The organism is Snodgrassella sp. B3800 (genome assembly GCF_026535865.1).
Classification (GTDB): Bacteria; Pseudomonadota; Gammaproteobacteria; order Burkholderiales; family Neisseriaceae; genus Snodgrassella; species Snodgrassella alvi_E.
The window spans coordinates 216647-235219 of the sequence record NZ_JAFNPH010000004.1 but is presented as its reverse complement, the minus strand read 5'-3'; the positions used below and the strand labels follow the sequence as shown (position 1 = coordinate 235219).

Annotated in this window: 15 protein-coding genes; 9 read left to right on the top strand and 6 right to left on the bottom strand. The window is 43.7% G+C overall.

The genetic code is table 11. The annotated features are described in order from the left end of the window. Positions 1-216: 216 nt before the first annotated feature. Together acnB and J3U64_RS07840 are read right to left on the bottom strand one after the other, a co-directional pair. Positions 217-2802, bottom strand: a complete 2586-nt coding sequence (acnB, locus tag J3U64_RS07845) for a bifunctional aconitate hydratase 2/2-methylisocitrate dehydratase (RefSeq protein WP_267408833.1) — start codon at positions 2800-2802, stop codon at positions 217-219. Positions 2803-3061: 259 nt separating this feature from the next. After that, positions 3062-3964: a M48 family metallopeptidase gene (locus J3U64_RS07840; protein ID WP_267408832.1), complete on the bottom strand. Its 903-nt coding sequence runs from the start codon at positions 3962-3964 to the stop codon at positions 3062-3064. Positions 3965-4331: 367 nt separating this feature from the next. On the opposite strand from J3U64_RS07840, the gene trkA reads away from it, so the two are divergent. The 4 genes from trkA to J3U64_RS07820 all read left to right on the top strand — a co-directional run bounded on the left by trkA (position 4332) and on the right by J3U64_RS07820 (position 9813). After that, a complete protein-coding gene (gene trkA / locus J3U64_RS07835; RefSeq protein WP_267408831.1) occupies positions 4332-5729 on the top strand; it encodes a Trk system potassium transporter TrkA in 1398 nt (465 codons plus the stop codon). A 10-nt stretch (positions 5730-5739) separates the two neighbouring features. After that, the gene (locus J3U64_RS07830) at positions 5740-7245 is read left to right on the top strand and encodes a TrkH family potassium uptake protein (protein ID WP_100152094.1); all 1506 of its coding nucleotides are present in this window, start codon (positions 5740-5742) and stop codon (positions 7243-7245) included. A gap of 50 nt (positions 7246-7295) precedes the next feature. After that, positions 7296-9161, top strand: coding sequence for a transglycosylase SLT domain-containing protein (locus tag J3U64_RS07825; RefSeq protein ID WP_416384989.1), 1866 nt, complete (start codon positions 7296-7298; stop codon positions 9159-9161). Between the two features lie 109 nt (positions 9162-9270). After that, complete coding sequence (locus J3U64_RS07820) at positions 9271-9813, top strand: isochorismatase family protein (protein ID WP_267403335.1); 543 nt, start codon at positions 9271-9273, stop codon at positions 9811-9813. A 176-nt stretch (positions 9814-9989) separates the two neighbouring features. On the opposite strand, the gene J3U64_RS07815 is transcribed toward J3U64_RS07820, so the two are convergent. After that, positions 9990-10460, bottom strand: a complete 471-nt coding sequence (locus J3U64_RS07815) for a universal stress protein (protein WP_100141511.1) — start codon at positions 10458-10460, stop codon at positions 9990-9992. Positions 10461-10562: 102 nt separating this feature from the next. On the opposite strand from J3U64_RS07815, the gene J3U64_RS07810 reads away from it, so the two are divergent. The 5 genes from J3U64_RS07810 to J3U64_RS07790 all read left to right on the top strand — a co-directional run bounded on the left by J3U64_RS07810 (position 10563) and on the right by J3U64_RS07790 (position 14982). Further along, the gene (locus tag J3U64_RS07810; protein ID WP_267408859.1) at positions 10563-11339 is read left to right on the top strand and encodes a tRNA threonylcarbamoyladenosine dehydratase; all 777 of its coding nucleotides are present in this window, start codon (positions 10563-10565) and stop codon (positions 11337-11339) included. 8 nt (positions 11340-11347) lie between these two features. Further along, positions 11348-12154, top strand: a complete 807-nt coding sequence (locus tag J3U64_RS07805) for a segregation and condensation protein A (RefSeq protein WP_267408829.1) — start codon at positions 11348-11350, stop codon at positions 12152-12154. Positions 12155-12237: 83 nt separating this feature from the next. Continuing rightward, positions 12238-13149 (top strand): PaaI family thioesterase, encoded by a 912-nt coding sequence (locus J3U64_RS07800; protein WP_267408828.1) that lies wholly within the window; start codon positions 12238-12240, stop codon positions 13147-13149. 83 nt (positions 13150-13232) lie between these two features. Beyond that, positions 13233-14462: a nicotinate phosphoribosyltransferase gene (gene pncB / locus J3U64_RS07795; RefSeq protein WP_267408827.1), complete on the top strand. Its 1230-nt coding sequence runs from the start codon at positions 13233-13235 to the stop codon at positions 14460-14462. 109 nt (positions 14463-14571) lie between these two features. Next, positions 14572-14982, top strand: a complete 411-nt coding sequence (locus J3U64_RS07790; protein WP_267408826.1) for an RNA-binding S4 domain-containing protein — start codon at positions 14572-14574, stop codon at positions 14980-14982. A gap of 46 nt (positions 14983-15028) precedes the next feature. On the opposite strand, the gene J3U64_RS07785 is transcribed toward J3U64_RS07790, so the two are convergent. The 3 genes from J3U64_RS07785 to odhB all read right to left on the bottom strand — a co-directional run bounded on the left by J3U64_RS07785 (position 15029) and on the right by odhB (position 18547). After that, on the bottom strand, positions 15029-15589 hold the full coding sequence (locus J3U64_RS07785; RefSeq protein ID WP_267389982.1) for a TIR domain-containing protein: 561 nt from the start codon (positions 15587-15589) through the stop codon (positions 15029-15031). A 174-nt stretch (positions 15590-15763) separates the two neighbouring features. Continuing rightward, positions 15764-17176, bottom strand: coding sequence for a dihydrolipoyl dehydrogenase (lpdA, locus tag J3U64_RS07780; RefSeq protein WP_267408825.1), 1413 nt, complete (start codon positions 17174-17176; stop codon positions 15764-15766). Between the two features lie 147 nt (positions 17177-17323). Further along, the gene (gene odhB, locus J3U64_RS07775; RefSeq protein ID WP_267408824.1) at positions 17324-18547 is read right to left on the bottom strand and encodes a 2-oxoglutarate dehydrogenase complex dihydrolipoyllysine-residue succinyltransferase; all 1224 of its coding nucleotides are present in this window, start codon (positions 18545-18547) and stop codon (positions 17324-17326) included. Positions 18548-18573 lie beyond the last annotated feature (26 nt).

Below are 18573 nucleotides of genomic sequence, written 5' to 3'. Positions count from 1 at the left end.
GGAATTTCTGCTGAAATATGATTTTTTCTGATTATTACCTTAGAATGAGGTGATTAATTATAGCAGTAAGCCGCTGAATAATTCATATAATTTCTTAGTTGATGGCTAATTTAAGTAATCCAGCAGCCAAAGCTTAATGTTTAATTTTTAGCGCCATTTAAAAAAAGGACTACCTTTACGGTAGTCCTTTTTTAAGCCACTGATAAAATGCCGTTATTAGGCATCTACCTTGGCTGCTACATCTACATAATCCTGAATTTCATTAAAGTTCATATAGCGATAAATTTCGATGCCTTTATCATTAATAATGGCAATATTTTCGCGATATTCATCGATGTTCGGGATATGTCCGAGTTTAGAGCAAATTGCCGCCAGCTCTGCTGAGCTCAGATAAACTTGCGTATTCTTACCTAATCGGTTTGGAAAGTTACGAGTCGAAGTGGAAACTACAGTAGAACCTTCACGTGCCTGCGCCTGATTGCCCATACACAAAGAACAGCCAGGCATTTCCATCCGCGCACCTACTCGACCCAAGATACCATAATAGCCTTCATCAGAAAGTTCTTTGGCATCCATTTTGGTCGGAGGAGCCACCCACAGACGTACAGGTAAATCTGTTTTACCGTCTAACAAAGTAGAAGCTGCACGATAATGACCAATATTAGTCATGCAGGAGCCAATAAATACTTCATCAATATGTGTACCTGCTACATCAGACAAAGTTTTTACATCATCAGGGTCGTTCGGGCAGGCTAGAATCGGCTCTTTGATTTCATCCATATTGATATCAATAATGGCAGCATATTCTGCATCCGCATCGGCTTCGAGTAATTTCGGTTCAGCCAACCATTGTTCCATTTTCTGAATACGGCGTTTCAGCGTACGGGCATCCTGATAGCCATCGGCAATCATATTTTTTAAGAGCACTATATTGGATTTCAAATATTCTTCAATCGGCTCTTTATGCAGTTTCACTGTACAGCCGGCAGCAGACCGTTCCGCAGAAGCATCAGTCAGTTCGAATGCTTGCTCTACTTTCAAATCCGGCAAACCTTCAATTTCCAGAATACGACCGGAGAAAATATTCTTCTTACCTGCTTTAGCTACGGTGAGAAGTCCATCTTTTATAGCCTGCAAAGGAATGGCATTTACCAAATCTCGCAGGGTGATACCCGGCTGCATTTTACCTGAGAAGCGTACCAATACGGATTCAGGCATATCCAATGGCATCACGCCAGTAGCCGCAGCAAATGCTACCAAACCAGATCCAGCAGGAAAAGAAATACCCAGAGGGAAACGTGTGTGTGAATCACCGCCAGTACCCACCATATCCGGCAACAGCATCCGGTTTAGCCATGAGTGAATAATTCCGTCACCAGGACGCAAAGCTACACCGCCACGAGAAGACATAAATACTGGCAATTCCTTGTGGGTTTTGACATCCACTGGTTTAGGATAGGCTGCGGTATGACAGAAAGATTGCATCACCAAATCAGCACTAAAGCCCAGACAAGCCAGGTCTTTCAGTTCGTCTCGTGTCATCGGGCCGGTAGTATCCTGCGAACCGACAGTAGTCATTCGTGGTTCACAATAGGTACCCGGACGAATACCCTGTCCTTCCGGCAAGCCGCAAGCACGGCCAACCATTTTTTGTGCCAGACTAAATCCAGCTGTGCTCGGTGCAGGAGCCTGTGGTAAGCGGAATACTTCAGAATGTCCCAGACTTAATGCGTCACGAGCTTTTGCAGTCAGACCGCGGCCAATTATCAGATTAATGCGGCCACCGGCCTGTACTTCATCTAGAATAACCTGAGATTTGAGCTCAAATTCGGCGACAGTTTCGCCATTTTTGATTATTTTTCCTTCATAAGGCAGAATATCCACTACATCGCCCATGTCGAGTTTGGATACATCTACTTCAATCGGTAACGCACCTGAATCTTCCTGTGTATTAAAGAAAATTGGCGCAATTTTGCCACCTAAACATACTCCACCAAACCGTTTATTCGGTACATACGGAATATCTTGACCGGTATGCCAGATTACAGAATTCGTAGCTGATTTACGTGATGAGCCAGTACCTACAACATCACCAACGTAAGCCACCAGATTACCCTTGGCTTTCAACTCAGCTAATTGTTTAATCGGGCCTACTTCACCTGGTTTATCTGGATGTATGCCTTCACGTGGATTTTTAAGCATAGCCAGTGCATGTAGCGGAATATCCGGCCGGCTCCATGCATCCGGTGCCGGTGACAAATCGTCAGTATTGGTTTCACCCACTACTTTGAATACGGTAACAGTGATTTTTTCCGGTACTTTTTCACGAGAAGTAAACCATTCAGCATTAGCCCATGACTCTATTACTTCTTTTGCATACCGGTTACCGGCTCGCATTTTTTCTTCCACGTCGTGGAAAGCATCAAACATCAGCAAAGTATGTTTTAAAGCATTTGCCGCAGTAGCCGCCAACTCTTCATTATCCAGAAACTCAATCAGAGGCTGAACGTTGTAACCACCCAACATGGTACCCAGTAGCTCTACCGCAAACACGGGCGTGATTAATGGACTACTTACGGTTTTCTCCGCAATAGCACCCAGAAAAGATGCTTTGACCTTAGAAGCATCATCTACACCAGGCGGCACTCGATGTGACAGTAAATCAACCAGAAATTTTTCTTCCCCTTTGGGAGGATTTTTTAGTAATTCAACCAACTCTTCTGTTTGCTTCGCTGTTAGCGGCAGAGGCGGAATACCCAGTGCTTCACGTTCAGCGGCGGCTGCGCGGTAGGCTTCTAACATCTTGAACATCCTTAATGTAATGGTTTTTTAAGTTTTTCTTGTAGATTTATTATGCATTACTGCTGCAATAATATGAATGATAACCGAAAACAGGGGCGATTGAAACAATTTGTAGTGTGATGTAGTCAATATTAGAAAATGTAAAGATTAAAATAAAAGCAGCCCGTTACAGGCTGCTATAGAGTAATAAAAATGAATACAATCATGGTGATTTCACATTGATTACACCATTTTAATATTTCAAACTTTCTGAAAAATCTTAGAAACGATTTCTCTTCTTACCACTGGCATTTTTGCGCAAGCTTGAGCCCGCCTGACTATACTGGCTGCGACCGGTAGGATTTTGCAAAGCCGGCTGATTTAGTCTGGCCTGCTCATAAATCGGCATAACTTCCGGCAGCATTTTTTTCAGAGAGCTAATGCGTGCATTATTGCTCGGATGGGTAGACAAAAGGCTAGTACCATTATTATTGCCCAAAACCTTATTCATTTTCTCCCATACTGTTATGGCAGCATTGGGGTTGTAGCCCGCCTGTGCCATTAGCCTCAGACCGCCTGCATCTGCCTGAGATTCCTGATAACGGGAAAAAGGTAAAGTCAGGCCATATTGACTTAGCACATCTTTATACACACCGACATTATCTGCATTGGCACCGGTTTTAGATTGCACCACTGCACTGCCTACTTCCAATGCCACGCTAGTCAAAATTTGCTGGCCAGCAGCTTTTTTACTGTGCTCCTGCAATGCATGTGTCATTTCATGCCCAATAATCGCAGCAATTTCATCATCGGTTAAATTCAGACGATCAACAATGCCTGTATACACCACCATTTTACCGCCTGGCATGGCAAAAGCATTTGCTTCATCACTACGGATAACATTAAGCTGCCAGTCAAAAGGAACTCCAGTAGTGTTTGCTTGATTGGCGTAAGGTACCAGTCGTTGAAATACATTGCGTACCCTTCTGGCAACAGGTGTGTTGGTTTCAATCACCCCTTCTGCTTTAGCCTTACCTATCATCTGAGTATAGCTTTTGGCCGCACTGCTATTAAGAGTTTGGGTGTCATAGCCCATCACATCAGCCACCTGCGCACATCCACTTACAGCTATAAGCATGGCAGCCAGTGTAATTAGTTTAGATTGCCGTTTGATTGAATACATGATTTATCCACGGTAATACAACTGGTTGAAAAAATATCACTTTTTAATGTCCTACATTCAGTAATAAATGTAAAAAATGGTTTTATTATATGGTGTTTATTTAATTTTAAAACCACTCTTATAACATGTACGCATAACAACACTTATGCGTATATAATAAAAACAAAGATAAATGGCTCAGATTATCCATCAAAATTAATAATATTCAGCAAATTATTAGTAACATCCGTCTTTGCAACAGAACAAATATAACAAAATGATTAGAGCCAGCTTTTTTATACTTGTGTCGCGGTTTTACACCAATATTTGCACGCGGCACCACAAAGGCTACAATGCTATTGATTACCACAGAGATGATGTAAATTACGTGAAAATCCTTATTTTAGGCTGTGGACAAGTAGGTTCGACCATTGCCAGCAATCTGGCCAGAATGCCCAATAATGATGTCACTATTATTGACGTCAATGAAACTGCTTTACAGAAAATCAATCAGCGACTAGACGTACAAACCATTGTCGGCAACGGCGCGTGGCCGTCTGTCTTGTCTACAGCCGGTGCTCAGGATGCTGACATGATTCTGGCTCTGACCCAAAATGATGAAACCAATATGGCTGCCTGCCGAATTGCTTATGCGCTTTTCAATACGCCAAATCGTATTGCCAGAGTACGCTACAGTGATTTCGTTGAATTTGAAACAGGCAACAATCAATACAAAACCAGTTTAGACTTATTTAACATCACCGAAGCCATTAGCCCTGAACAACTTGTAACCGAACAGATAGTTAATTTGCTACTGCATTCTAGTGCCTTACAAATCCTGCGATTTGCCAACGACAAAATCCGTTTACTTGTCATCCGCGCTCAAAATGGTGGTATGCTGATTAATCAACCTATTAGTGCACTGAAACAGCATTTGGAAGAAGGCGTGGATTGCCAAATTTGCGCTATCTACCGCAATAACAGATTGCTGGTTCCCACTGGCAGCACTATCCTGCAGGAAGGTGATGAAGTTTTTGTTTTAACGCCAACTGCTTATTTGGAAAACATTATGCGCGAACTACGCCCAGTTACCAAGCGGACACGTCGCATTATGATTGCCGGTGGTGGCAATATTGGCTACCGCGTGGCTAAACAGCTGGAAGCTAGATTAGATATTAAAATTATCGAACGCAAACAAAATCGTGCAGAATGGCTTGCTGAAAACCTCAACAATTCGCTGGTTCTGGTAGGAAATGCTTCGGATGAAAGCCTACTGGAAAACGAATATATTGATGAAATCGATGTATTTTGTGCACTGACCAACGATGATGAAAATAATATCATGTCGGCCATGTTGGCAAAAAACCTCGGTGCCAAACGCGTGATGGCCATTATCAATCGTTCCAGTTACGTGGATTTATTGCAGGGCAGTGCTATCGATATTGTAATTTCACCGCATCTGATTACTATTGGTTCTATTCTGACTCATGTACATTTGGGCGATATCATGGCAGTGTATCCATTACGCCGCGGTTCGGCAGAAGCCATTGAAGTTGTATTGCACGGTGACCGCCATACTTCTAAACTTATCGGCCGCACCATGTTCCAATTACGTTTGCCCGCGGGGTGTTATTTTGGCGCGGTAGTACGTAACGAAAATATCACTATGTACCATCAGGATACAGTACTAGAAGATGGAGACCATGTAATCTTTTTCGTGGCTCGACGCAAAGCGGTGCAGGATCTAGAAAAAATGATTCAGGTTAAACTGGGCTTTTTTGCATAGGCAGCATGTTATGAGCCATTTCAGCAACCGCTTTACTGTGCATCATAAGGCATCAGGTTTCGTCAACAAAATTGCGCCCACCGCTCATATTGTGGCCAAAACCGGTTTTTTATTCTCATTATTGCTACTGGCACCGACGGTAGTCTCATTACTGTACATGGATCATGTGTTTTCAGCATTTGCAGTTACGGCTGCTATTAGCATGAGTGTGTGTGCGCTGACTTGGCTGCTGACGATGCGCTATAACCGTGAGCTGCGACCGCGTGATGGCTATACATTGGTCTTCATGCTGTGGATTGGCTTTGCCCTGATTGCCTGCCTACCCTTTTATATCTACTTGCCCGGACTGGGTTTTACTAATGCCTATTTTGAAGCCATTTCCGGTCTCACCACCACAGGTGCCACCATCATCACCAGTCTGGATACACTTGCCCCGTCACTAAATTTCTGGCGTCATATGCTCAACTGGCTGGGCGGCATGGGGATTATTGTGCTGGCCGTAGCCGTCATGCCGATGCTAGGCGTAGGCGGAACTCAATTATTTAAAGCAGAAATACCGGGTGTAAACAAAGACAGCAAAATGGCACCACGTATTTCAGAAACGGCCAAACGCTTATGGAGCGTTTATGTATTATTTACCTTTGTTACATTGCTGGCCTTACGTCTGGCCGGCATGAGCTGGTTTGATGCGGTTTGTCACGCCATGTCAGCTTTTTCCCTTGGTGGTTTCTCTACACACGACAACAGCATTTCCTATTTTAATTCTGTACCGATTGAAATTATTCTTAGCATTGCTACCATACTAGGTGCTATTAATTTCACTAATCATTTTAATGCGCTACAAAAAAAATCATTACGTTATTACTGGCGTGATGAAGAAGTCCGTGTACTATTATTTGTTTTGTTGTTCAGCATCATTGGCATCAGCTTGTATTTGTGGTGGCACAGTTTTTATTCGCTAGGTGAAGCATTTCGATACACGGCTTTCAATTTAATATCTATCGGGCTGGCAAATGGCTATTCCGATACTGATTTTGCCAAATGGCCATTAATCGCCTCCTTATGGATGTTTTTTCTGGCCAACATACTTTCTAACGGCGGATCAGCCGGCGGTGGTATTAAAACAGTGCGTGCGCTTGTACTCTTTAAATTCAGTTTGCGCGAAATGTTGCTGATGCTGCATCCCAATGCGGTAAGTATGGTTAAAATTAACGGCAGCCATATTCCCGACCGGCGGGCTTTAACAGTGATGGCCTTTGTGTTTGTGTACGTAATCACCATTATATTATTCAGCTTTGCCTTGATGATGAGTGGAATGGATTTTCTGTCTGCCCTGACAGCCGCAATCAGCTGTATCACCAATGCTGGCCCTGGGCTGGGTACTGTGGGTCCAGCCAATAACTTTGCTTTTCTTTCAGACCTTCAGAAGTGGTTATGCATCATCATCATGCTGCTCGGACGTCTGGAAATATTTACCGTCTTTATCTTGTTTACCCCTGCTTACTGGAAAAAATAAAATACAACTTGAGAAAATTTGAAGGAAAAAAATTGATTAAACACTTAAAGATGCTAAAAGCAAAACTGACTAACCAACAGCATCTCATTTCCGGCACTTTGCTGCTCCTTACCGCATGCAGCAACCAGCACGAAGTCGCGCTCCAGCCCATCAACAAAAACAGTGGTCAAGCCATCCTGCCGGGTACGCAAGCCACTGAAGCACCGGACAAAGTCATCAGCAGTTTTCAGCAATATCAAAATGCTCTTAAAGCAGCCAAAAATGGCGATGATATTTTACCGGCTCAGTTTCTGGCTCATCAGCCAGACAGCGCCATGAGCAATAGCATACGCAATAGTTGGTTACAGCAGTTAGGTAAACGTGGCAACTGGACAGTATTCCGCCAGCAATATGATTTTCTGGATAAAAATTTCCGCGATATGGAAACACGGTGCTATGCCGCACAAGCAGGCATAGATAATGACAATGAGTTATTAGCCAGTTTGAGCATGGAATCTGGCAATCTGCCATTAGGATGCAATCGCTGGCTTGAACAGGCTGCTGCACGCCAACAAATTAGTGCCCAAAATGGGTGGCGACGTGTACGCAACCTGTTGGCACTGAATCAAATTACTAATGCACGTAATTTAGCTCAAGCTTTAGGCAGTCCCTTACCAGATCCGTTGGGCAGCAGCACCGGTGGAAGTCAGGGCGCACAAGAAGCTTTACTGTATCAAGTTATCAATAAGGATAATCGTAACAAAGACAGTGCCGCTAGCACCCTAGAGCAACTATCAGCCAGTCTCACCAAAGAACAAATTGGCTTCGGCTGGGCGCAATTGGGCTTGGCTCAAGCAAATAGTCTCAATTCTGCTAAAGCTCTGAATTATTTTGACCGAGCCACCCCATCACAGATGAATAACGAAATGTGGGAATGGTATGCTCGCTCAGCACTGCGTCTGCAGCGCTGGCAAAAACTTAATAGCATCATCCTCAGCATGCCAACAGCGCTACAGCAGCAAGTTACGTGGCAATATTGGCTGGCTCGCAGTTACCGCTCATTGGGGCAAAATAGTCAGGCGAACGCCATATTCCAAAAAACAGCTCAACGCGGACATAATTTTTATGCGTTGCTAGCTAAAGAAGCTTTGGGCAGCAAAGCCAACACCAGCAGCACTGTGGGCAAAAGCAGCCAGCAAGTTCAGAACAGAATAGCAGCTGACGGTAATATCCACCGTGCGCTGACATTATTTAAAACCGCACAAGCAGAAAATAACTGGCCAATGCGCCGACTGGCTCAGCAAGAATGGCGTTATGCTACACGTAACTTCAACGACGACACCCAAATCGCAGCTGCCACCCTTGCAGAAAACAATGGTTTTTATGAAATGGGAATTTACAGTGCAGACAAAGCGGATAACCTCCTCAACTACGAATTGCGTTATCCGGCGCCATTTAAAGAGCTCGCCGTACCATTTGCTCAAGAAGCCGGTATAGACCCTGCGTGGGTATATGGCTTAATCCGTCAGGAAAGCCGCTTTATGATCGGCGCCCGCTCCAACGTTGGTGCAGCCGGCCTGATGCAAGTGATGCCGGCTACAGCCCGTGACATCGCCAGCCGGCTAGGTATGGATAGTAATGAGCTGTATACCATGCGCGGCAATATCCGTATGGGAACTTGGTATATGGGCAATGTACGCAAACAGTTTGGCGATGAAGTGCTCACCACCACCGGCTACAATGCCGGACCTAGCCGCGCTCGCCGATGGCAGGCAAATACACCTCTGGAAGGGGCCATTTATGCCGAAACTATTCCATTTGACGAAACCCGTACCTACGTCAAAAATGTTATGGCCAATACCACTTATTATGCCAACCTTTTTGGCGAACCGCGTACCACGCTGACAGAACGTATGGGTACCGTACCGGCACGGTAACCTGCTGGCACTTACCAGCCTTGCCAGCCTTAACCCGTACTTACTTTCCGCTACCTATAAATAATGCATAATTATCGTGTAAATTACTCAACCCTTGGGAAAGCAAATTATGTTGTTAGACCGCAAACGCTCCGCCGTATTAATGATTGATTTACAGACACGCTTGCTGCCAGCCATCAGCAACACCGATGAACTACTAAACAGCAATGTATGGCTGGCCGAATTGGCAAATGATATGGCCATTCCAACCATCATAAGCGAACACTGTGTCGATAAAATTGGCTCTACCCGTGAAGAAATCATTACCGCTGCGCCGCAGGCTAAAATTGTACAAAAACAAAGCTTTTCTGTATATTCTGCTGGTGTACTTACAGCTGATAATCTGCAAAATGCAAGCCAGATTGTCATATCCGGTATAGAAGCGCATATTTGTGTATTACAAACAGCTCTGGACCTACGTTCGCAAGGATATGAAGTATTTGTTGTAGCCGATGCCATAGGTTCTCGCCGTCAACGTGATCTGGAGCTGGGTCTGTCTCGCATGCAGTCTAATGGATGCAATATAGTTAGCCGAGAAATGATAGCATTTGAATGGCTAGGTTCAGCCAATAATCCACAATTTCGAGAAATTCACAAAAAATTCATTCGTTAATTTAGTCTGAGTCCTCACATTACCACTGCACCCTTAATAAAAAATGGGTGCAGTTTTATTTTCATCCTCAGCACAATATTACAAAATAAAAAGCCGAATCCGTACCACCCCAGATTCAGCTTCATTTAAAGGATAATATATCCATTCTCAATTTCTGAATAAACCAGCGTTAGCCTTTAACCTTCCCCATTAGTATCACTTCGGATAATCAAGAGCGGCAAATTAGTTTCACGCATCACTGTTTCAGCAAAACTACCCATAAGCAAATGCATTAGACCACTGCGTCCATGTGTACCTAAAATAATTAGATCACTACTTTTTTCGTCAGCATAATCCACCAGCATCTGAGCCATTTCCTTTGCTCCTTTATTAGCTATCAGCAAATGGCGGTGTACTCTGTCCTGCGGCAATTGTTTCAAAGCCTTATTTACCGCATCGTCCAGAACAGTATTCCCTTCAGACAATGCAGCCGCTTCGTAACTTTCATGCTGCAGAAACTCAGGTGCCAGCGCCATATATTCAGTCGGATTGGCCACATTTACCACTGTTAATTCTGCTTCTTCACTTTTAGCCAGTCCAATAGCATGCTCCAGAGCATTTTCTGAAGTATGGCTGCCATCCACCGCCACAAGTAAATGTTTGTACATGAAACTCTCCTTATCGTTTTTGCAATTCGAATCATCAGGCAGATACAGTATAATACCACTACCTGCTAAAAACGGCTTTTTGGATTTTACTACGTGTCGCAGATGTTCCATTCCTCAGTAAATTATCAGCGCCGCTTCGGTGGTATTGCACGATTATACGGCGAAGACTCCTTACAACGATTCGCCTCTGCACATATATGCATTGTTGGTCTCGGTGGCGTTGGCTCATGGGCTGCAGAAGCATTGGCACGCAGTGGTATCGGCTCTCTTACACTGATTGATTTGGACAACGTAGCTGAATCCAACATCAACCGACAGCTACCGGCTTTAATCAGCCTGATTGGCAAGCCAAAAGTAGAAGCACTGGCCGAACGCATTGCCGACATTAATCCCGATTGTCAGGTTAACTGCATCGAAGATTTCGTCGAGGTTGACAATATTAGCCAGATATTTAAACAACCCTTTGATTTTGTTATTGATGCTATTGATCAGGTGCGTGTCAAGGCAGCCATGGCTACTTACTTTATCGCACAGCACCAACCATTTATTGTTTCCGGTGGCGCCGGCGGACAGAAAAATGCCGCCCTAATTCAAAGTGCCGATTTAAGCCGTGTAACTAATGACCGCATGCTGGCCAGTATGCGTTACACCTTGCGCAAACGGCATGGTTTCAGTCACCAGCCGGCAGACAAGATGCACATACCCTGCATTTATTCGAGCGAAAATATTACTCCGCCACAAGCAGGTAGCTGCCAGACAGAATCAAGCGCTCCACAGGGGCTTTCCTGCGCTGGATATGGTGCTTCCATGGTGGTCACAGCCAGTTTCGGCCTGCGTTGTGCACAGGCGTGTCTTGATCATCTATGCAGACATACCTGAGCTCAAGCATGAATACCGTTAACCCAGCAGAACACACTGTTGCCATTTTATTCGGACAAGCTGTCACTGAAATTCCTCAGGATTTGTTTATCCCACCCGATGCATTACAAGTAGTTTTACAAAGCTTCGAGGGACCGCTGGATTTATTGTTATATTTGATCCGAAAACAAAATATCGACGTTCTCGATATTCCAATGCTCACCATAACCGAACAGTATCTCTCATACATTCAGCAGATGGAGCAGCATGAGCTAGATTTAACGGCTGAATATCTGCTAATGGCAGCGGTGCTGATTGAAATCAAAACTCGCCTGCTCCTTCCTGCTCCACCGGCCGCGGAAGAAGAAATTACTGACCCGCGCGCAGAACTGGTTCGCCGCCTGCTTGCTTATGAACAGATGAAACTGGCCGCAGCCGGACTCGATGCCTTACCTCGTTCTGGACGAGATTTCGGCTGGGCATGGCTACCAGTAGAACTCATTGCCGTCACTCAGCCACCTCAGGTACAGGTGGCTGATTTAACCCGCGCATGGTTAGCGATTCTGGCGCGTTCACAGCACAATCGCAGCCATAATGTAATTAAAGAAACCCTGTCAGTACGTGCCCAGATGAGCATGGTTTTGCGACACCTGCAAACTCGGCAGCAATGTTGTTTCACCGAACTTTTCTGCCGTAATGATAGTTTGGCTTTGGTCGTTACCACATTCATTGCACTGCTGGAGCTCGCAAAAGAAGGTTTGGTGTACATTACTCAGCAACAAACAGATGATCCGATATCAATTAGAGCTGTCAGTAATGAATCTACTGACAATTAAGCGCCACATCAGAGACCAGTCACATAGTGACAAGTTTATTGAAAAACCCTAATATAAATAAATTTATATATCTGGATAAAGTCATGGCTGTCAACCCTACTATATTTAATACCGCTTTTAATACTTGTCTGGATTTACCTCATTGCCGTTGGCTAAAAATTTATGGTGAATGCACATCCGATGAACCTGTCATCTCTGTTGACTGGAGAGATGAACTGCTGGAAAACAAAGAAAGTAGCAATATCCATGGTGGTGTTATTACGACGCTAGTAGATATGGCTTCAGCCTGTACTCTTGCCTCCCAGTTCGAACGGTTTGAATCTATAGCAACATTAGATATGCGAATCGATTACCTGAAACAACCTGTACCCGGACAAGCTATTCACGCACGTGCACATTGTTACAAAACCGAAGGACAGATCGCCTATATACGCAGCCATTGCTATCAAGAAGATGAAACCCAACCATTTGCGCTGGGCATGGCTACCTTTGTTCACAGACTAATATCCCTTTCAGAGCTACAGGTAACAGTGAAACAGCTCAAAAATGAGCGATCCGAATTAAAAAGAGCCACAATTAATTATGACGCAGAATTGAAAAGAAGAGCTTATGAGTTGATGCCTTACAGCAAAGCCATTAATCTAAAAATCGGTACAGATAGCGAAAATAGACGAATATATTGTCTACCTTTTTCTCAAGACCATATAGGTGATTTTATACAGATGGCATTACATGGCGGCTTAATTGGTGGTTTTTTACAAAGCTGTATAAATTTACATGTGATGGAAGAGCTAAATCTTTCTTCACCAGCCCGAATTATTGACTATTCAACTGATTATTTACTAAGTGGCAGGCCGGAGGACAGTTATGCCCGATGTGAGATCATTCATGCAGGTAAGCACATTTCACAGGTCACCGCAACCATGTGGCAAAGCCGAATTGAAAAGCCTATAGCTTTTGCTCGGGCACAGATACAAATGCCTGTAGTTGAATAAAGAAAATCAATTGTTTGTCCATTTCAGAAATTCAGTTACTCAATTTCTGTAACAGCAATATTTTAGTGAGTTGACCCAGCGTTATGGCTATTGATACCAACCGCCCGCCGATTATCCAGTCCTTACTGGACACAGACCTGTATAAATTCACCATGCTTCAGGTAGTCCTGCACCAGTTTCCACAAGCTACTGGGGTTTATGAATTTCGCTGTCGCAATAACCATGAAACCGCTTACCCGCTTGGGGATATTCTGGAAGAGCTTGACTGGGAATTAGATCGTCTATGCCAGATGAAATTCAACGAAGATGAATTACTATATCTGCGAAGCCTACGCTTCATCAAAAGCGATTTTGTCGACTACATGGAGCTGTTTCAGTTAAAACGTCGGTTTATCAGTACCAGTATCGATAACAATCATTATCTTAATATCCGCATAGAAGGCCCGATCATACAGGCCATGTTTTTTGAGATATTTGTTTTGTCGATAGTCAATGAACTTTACTTCCGTCGTCTAGAAACTCCTGAAATAATTGCTGAAGGAAAACGTCGATTAAAAAATAAAGCTGAGCTGATACACCAATATGCTAATGAACAACAACAATATAGCTCACCTTTTATTGTTTCCGATTTTGGTACCCGCCGACGCTATCGTTATACATGGCAGAAACATGTCGTAAAAACCCTTCGCGAAGCCGCTCCCAGCGTATTTCGCGGTACCAGCAATGTTCACATAGCCAAAGAATTTGGCCTAATACCTATCGGCACCATGGCACATGAATTCCTTCAGGCCTTTCAGGCGCTGGATGTACGTTTACGTGATTTCCAAAAAGCGGCTCTCGAAGCATGGGTACACGAATATCGCGGCGATTTAGGTATCGCTTTAACTGATGTAGTCGGCATGGATGCTTTCCTGCGCGATTTCGACCTATACTTTGCAAAGCTGTTTGATGGACTGCGCCATGACAGCGGCGATCCGTATATCTGGGGTGAAAAAGCCTACGATCATTATCAGAAACTGCGCATTGACACTCGTACCAAAATGTTAACATTCAGTGATGGACTCGACTTGCAGCGAGCATGGGATCTTTACGTCCATTTTAACAAACGCTTCAAAACCAGCTTCGGTATCGGTACTAACTTCACCTGTGACATGGGATTGACACCATTAAACATCGTATTAAAACTGGTAGAATGCAATGGCCAGTCTGTAGCCAAAATTTCTGATTCACCTGGCAAAACCATGTCTGATAACAGCACATTTCTGGCTTATTTGCGCCAAGTATTCGATATATCAGATATCAACAAATATTAAACAAAATAAAGCCAGTGTATTATTTATAATAGCAACTCAGATAGAAAAGTTACTTTTTTACCGGCTTTAAATCATTTAAAAAAACACACCTATATAGGACACACCAAAAATGAACAGAAATAACGATGCCAGCACCAACAGCATGCGACTGGATAAATGGCTATGGGCAGCACGTTTTTTTAAAACCCGAGCTCTGGCTCAGAAACACATCGAACTCGGACGCGTTTTGGTAAACGGAGCCAAAGTGAAAAACAGCAAAAATATTCAGGTAGGTGACAGTATAGACCTGACACTTAACTCATTGCCCTATAAAATTGAGGTTCAGCAACTCAATCACATGCGCCGACCCGCCTCTGAAGCACGTTTACTCTACAATGAAGACGAAAGCGTCGCCTCCAAACGTGCAGAACTCAAAGCCCTCAAACAGGCCAGCCAGATAAGTGCTTCTTATCCCGATGGTCGGCCAACCAAACGAGATCGCAGAGCGCTGGATAAAGTAAAAAGACACTGGGAAGACTGAATATAAATTCAACAGCAGCTCGGATAAAGCAAGCACCCTACTCATCTTACATAGTCAGCATATAATTATTAGGCTTAATGTGGGTATTCCTAACAAAATTACTCTTTTTAAGCGCCTTAGCTACCATTTCTTTATTGAATGGAACATGCAACACCGGCACCTGAGATTTTAACTTTTTAAAAAGCGGTAACTTATTCCAGAAATAGTGAACCTTAAAGTTCATATTATTTTTACCACTAACCAGCATATCTTTCTTTTCGCGTATTTCTGTATAAATCACAATTACCGGTAGCCTCAAACGCCCGATTCCATATTCAAGTTCCTCTTTCAAACTGCGTGACTGAAAAGTATCCTCACTTAATATTAAAATAATATTATCTGCTCGGTTTAAACGCTCTTTAATACGTGGCTTTAACACCCCTTCCCAATCGCTACCGTCGCGTACATCATATTTTTTAGCATGAATATCATCAAACAGAAATTGCTCATCCTGAGTTTTCCACGTTTTCAGCTGATTATAAAAAAAATAGTCTCTTTGTATTAATGCCCCCGCCGCATACTCATTAAATGGTTCATCAACATAAAAAATACTGTAATTACTGGGCATAACATTTCTCCTCAATTATTATCCAGACCATCACCACACATCGGTAAATATTACAGTAAATATAAACAAAATCCCACTAAAAAACTTTAAAATACAGACACATATAATCAAATGTAATAATTGAGATAAAAAAACCGCATCCAAAAGGATGCGGTTGATACTTACTTCTATAATTTATTTAATAGAAGAAGCAGCCTCATGCATAGCTTCAGACAAAGTCGGATGGGCATGAACAATACGGGTAATATCCTCACTTGAAGCTTTAAAGTCCATAGCCATTACAGCCTCGGCAATCAGCTCAGAAGCCACCGGCCCAATGATATGTACTCCCAGTACACGATCAGTTTCCTCATCAGCTAGAATCTTAACAAAACCTTTTGCCTGTCCCATACCCAGCGCACGACCATTCGCAGCAAAACTAGACTGACCTTTTTTATACTTCACGCCAGCAGCCTTCAACTGCTCCTCAGTCTGACCAACCCAAGCAATTTCCGGATGAGTATACATCACAGCAGGAATGGTATTCATATCTACAAACGGTTTCTGACCGGCAATACGTTCAGCCACAGCCACACCCTCAGCAGATGCTTTATGAGCCAGCATCGGGCCGCGTACTACGTCGCCAATCGCCCAAACATTAGGCAGATTAGTGCGGCATTCATCGTCCACTACAATAAAACCACGTTCGTCTTTTTGCAGGCCAACACCCTCAGCATTCAGACCCTTTGTATTTGGAATACGGCCAATCGCAATAATTAACTTATCAAAAGACTCGGTTTTTTCTTCACCGCCAACAGTATATTTAACCGTCACGCTGTTTTCAGCTTTAACAATTTCATTCACCGTCACACCCAGATGAATGTTCAGCCCCTGCTCTTTAGTGAAAACCTTAAATGCTTCTTTTGCCACCTGCTGGTCAGCAGCAGCTAAGAAAGTAGGCATTGCTTCCAGAATGGTTACTTCTGAGCCTAGACGATTCCATACAGAACCCATTTCCAGACCAATCACACCGGAACCAATCATACCCAGCTTAGTTGGTACAGCTTCAAGATTCAGCGCACCTTCATTATCCAATACATTAATATTATCAATTTCAGTAATTGGCAGCGGGCGCGGTACAGATCCGGTAGCAACAATCACATGCTTAGCTGTAACCTGCTGTTTGTTACCATTGGCATCTACTTCAATCTGCCATAAACCATCAGCCTGACCAACCAAAGAACCTTTACCAAAAATACTTTCAACTTTGTCTTTTTTGAACAGAAAACCAATACCATTTGTCAGCTTACTAACAATAGCATCTTTACGTTCAATCATTTTTTTTGCATCAAAGCCCTTAACCTGAACATCAATACCATGTTCAGCAAATTCAGATTGCGCGGCATGGTAATTCTCACTGGTCTGCAGCAAAGCTTTAGAAGGAATGCAACCTACATTTAGACAAGTACCACCCAGAGCCGGACCATCCCCTTTTTTATTTAAACCAGCATCAATACAGGCAGTTTTAAAACCCAGCTCAGCCGCACGAATGGCTGCAACATAGCCCCCAGGACCGGCACCGATTACCACAACGTCAAATTGAGACATTAAAATTCCTTTCAATCATGAATATTTCTGACTGATAAAATAAAACCGCAATGTGGCACAAACGCCATTTGATTCGGTGTGGCCAGCATTACGGTTTATCTTCATCAAGCTGCCATAATTTGAGAATACGGCAGCCAGCAAATCAAATTACAGTTCCAGCAACAAGCGAGCAGGATCTTCCAGCGCATCTTTAATAGCTACCAGTGTCAACACAGCTTCACGGCCATCAATCAGACGATGGTCATAAGACAGAGCCAGATACATCATCGGACGTACCACTACCTGACCATTTTCTACTACTGCACGTTCTTTTGTTGCATGCATACCCAAAATAGCAGACTGAGGTGGATTAATAATCGGCGTAGACATCATAGAACCGAATGTTCCACCATTGGTAATACTGAATGTACCACCAGTCAGGTCTTCCAGAGCCAGCTTACCGTCTTTAGCTTTAACTGCATAATCATGAATGGCCTGCTCAATATCAGCAATGCTCATCTGATCTGCATCACGCAAAATAGGTACAACCAAACCACGAGGACTGCCAATAGCAATACCAATATCAAAATAGCCATGATAAACAACATCAGTGCCATCAATAGAAGCATTAACCACAGGGTATTTCTTCAACGCAGCCACAGCAGCTTTAACAAAGAAAGACATAAAGCCCAGTTTAATACCATATTCTTTCTGGAACTGTTCTTTATAGCGGTTACGCAAATCCATAACCGGCTTCATATTCACTTCGTTAAATGTAGTCAGAATCGCATTTTCATGCTGAGACTGCAGCAAACGTTCAGCAACACGTGAACGCAGACGAGACATCGGTACGCGCTGTTCTACACGATCACCGGCAGCCACAGGTGTAGCAGCTTTAGTTGTAGCCATGGTCGGAGCAGCAGCCAATGCAGAGGCTGCAGCAGCAACGTCTTCTTTTAATACACGACCATCACGACCAGAACCTTGGATCGTAGCAGTATTTACACCTTTTTCCGCAGCCAGTTTAGCAGCTGCAGGCATAGCTACACCAGCCTGAGACTGATTTGCCTGTGCAGCAGGAGCTGAAGGTGCTGCAGCAGGGGCAGATTCTGCAGGGGCAGCAGCGGCAGCTGGCGCAGATGCTTCAGCAGTAGCTGAAGTATCAATTTTGGCCAGTAACTGACCAGCAGTCACAGTAGCACCATCTGCTTCAATAATTTCGACCAACTTACCTGCTTGCTGAGCAGGCAGCTCCAACACAACTTTATCCGTTTCCAGATCAATCAGGTTTTCATCACGCTGTACGAATTCACCCACTTTTTTATTCCAGGTCATCAGAGTGGCTTCAGTCACACTTTCCGGAAGCATGGGAACGGTTACATCAATAATCATGGATTACTCCTAAAAAAGGGCCAAAG

What these genes read in the sequence shown, in the direction of transcription:
- acnB (WP_267408833.1), bottom strand. Translation starts at nt 2,802, where the DNA reads ATGTTAGAAGCCTACCGCGCAGCCGCCGCTGAACGTGAAGCACTGGGT.
- J3U64_RS07840 (WP_267408832.1), bottom strand. Translation starts at nt 3,964, where the DNA reads ATGTATTCAATCAAACGGCAATCTAAACTAATTACACTGGCTGCCATG.
- J3U64_RS07830 (WP_100152094.1), top strand. Translation starts at nt 5,740, where the DNA reads ATGAGCCATTTCAGCAACCGCTTTACTGTGCATCATAAGGCATCAGGT.
- J3U64_RS07825 (WP_416384989.1), top strand. Translation starts at nt 7,296, where the DNA reads ATGCTAAAAGCAAAACTGACTAACCAACAGCATCTCATTTCCGGCACT.
- J3U64_RS07820 (WP_267403335.1), top strand. Translation starts at nt 9,271, where the DNA reads ATGTTGTTAGACCGCAAACGCTCCGCCGTATTAATGATTGATTTACAG.
- J3U64_RS07815 (WP_100141511.1), bottom strand. Translation starts at nt 10,460, where the DNA reads ATGTACAAACATTTACTTGTGGCGGTGGATGGCAGCCATACTTCAGAA.
- J3U64_RS07810 (WP_267408859.1), top strand. Translation starts at nt 10,563, where the DNA reads ATGTTCCATTCCTCAGTAAATTATCAGCGCCGCTTCGGTGGTATTGCA.
- J3U64_RS07805 (WP_267408829.1), top strand. Translation starts at nt 11,348, where the DNA reads ATGAATACCGTTAACCCAGCAGAACACACTGTTGCCATTTTATTCGGA.
- J3U64_RS07800 (WP_267408828.1), top strand. Translation starts at nt 12,238, where the DNA reads ATGGCTGTCAACCCTACTATATTTAATACCGCTTTTAATACTTGTCTG.
- pncB (WP_267408827.1), top strand. Translation starts at nt 13,233, where the DNA reads ATGGCTATTGATACCAACCGCCCGCCGATTATCCAGTCCTTACTGGAC.
- J3U64_RS07790 (WP_267408826.1), top strand. Translation starts at nt 14,572, where the DNA reads ATGAACAGAAATAACGATGCCAGCACCAACAGCATGCGACTGGATAAA.
- J3U64_RS07785 (WP_267389982.1), bottom strand. Translation starts at nt 15,589, where the DNA reads ATGCCCAGTAATTACAGTATTTTTTATGTTGATGAACCATTTAATGAG.
- lpdA (WP_267408825.1), bottom strand. Translation starts at nt 17,176, where the DNA reads ATGTCTCAATTTGACGTTGTGGTAATCGGTGCCGGTCCTGGGGGCTAT.
- odhB (WP_267408824.1), bottom strand. Translation starts at nt 18,547, where the DNA reads ATGATTATTGATGTAACCGTTCCCATGCTTCCGGAAAGTGTGACTGAA.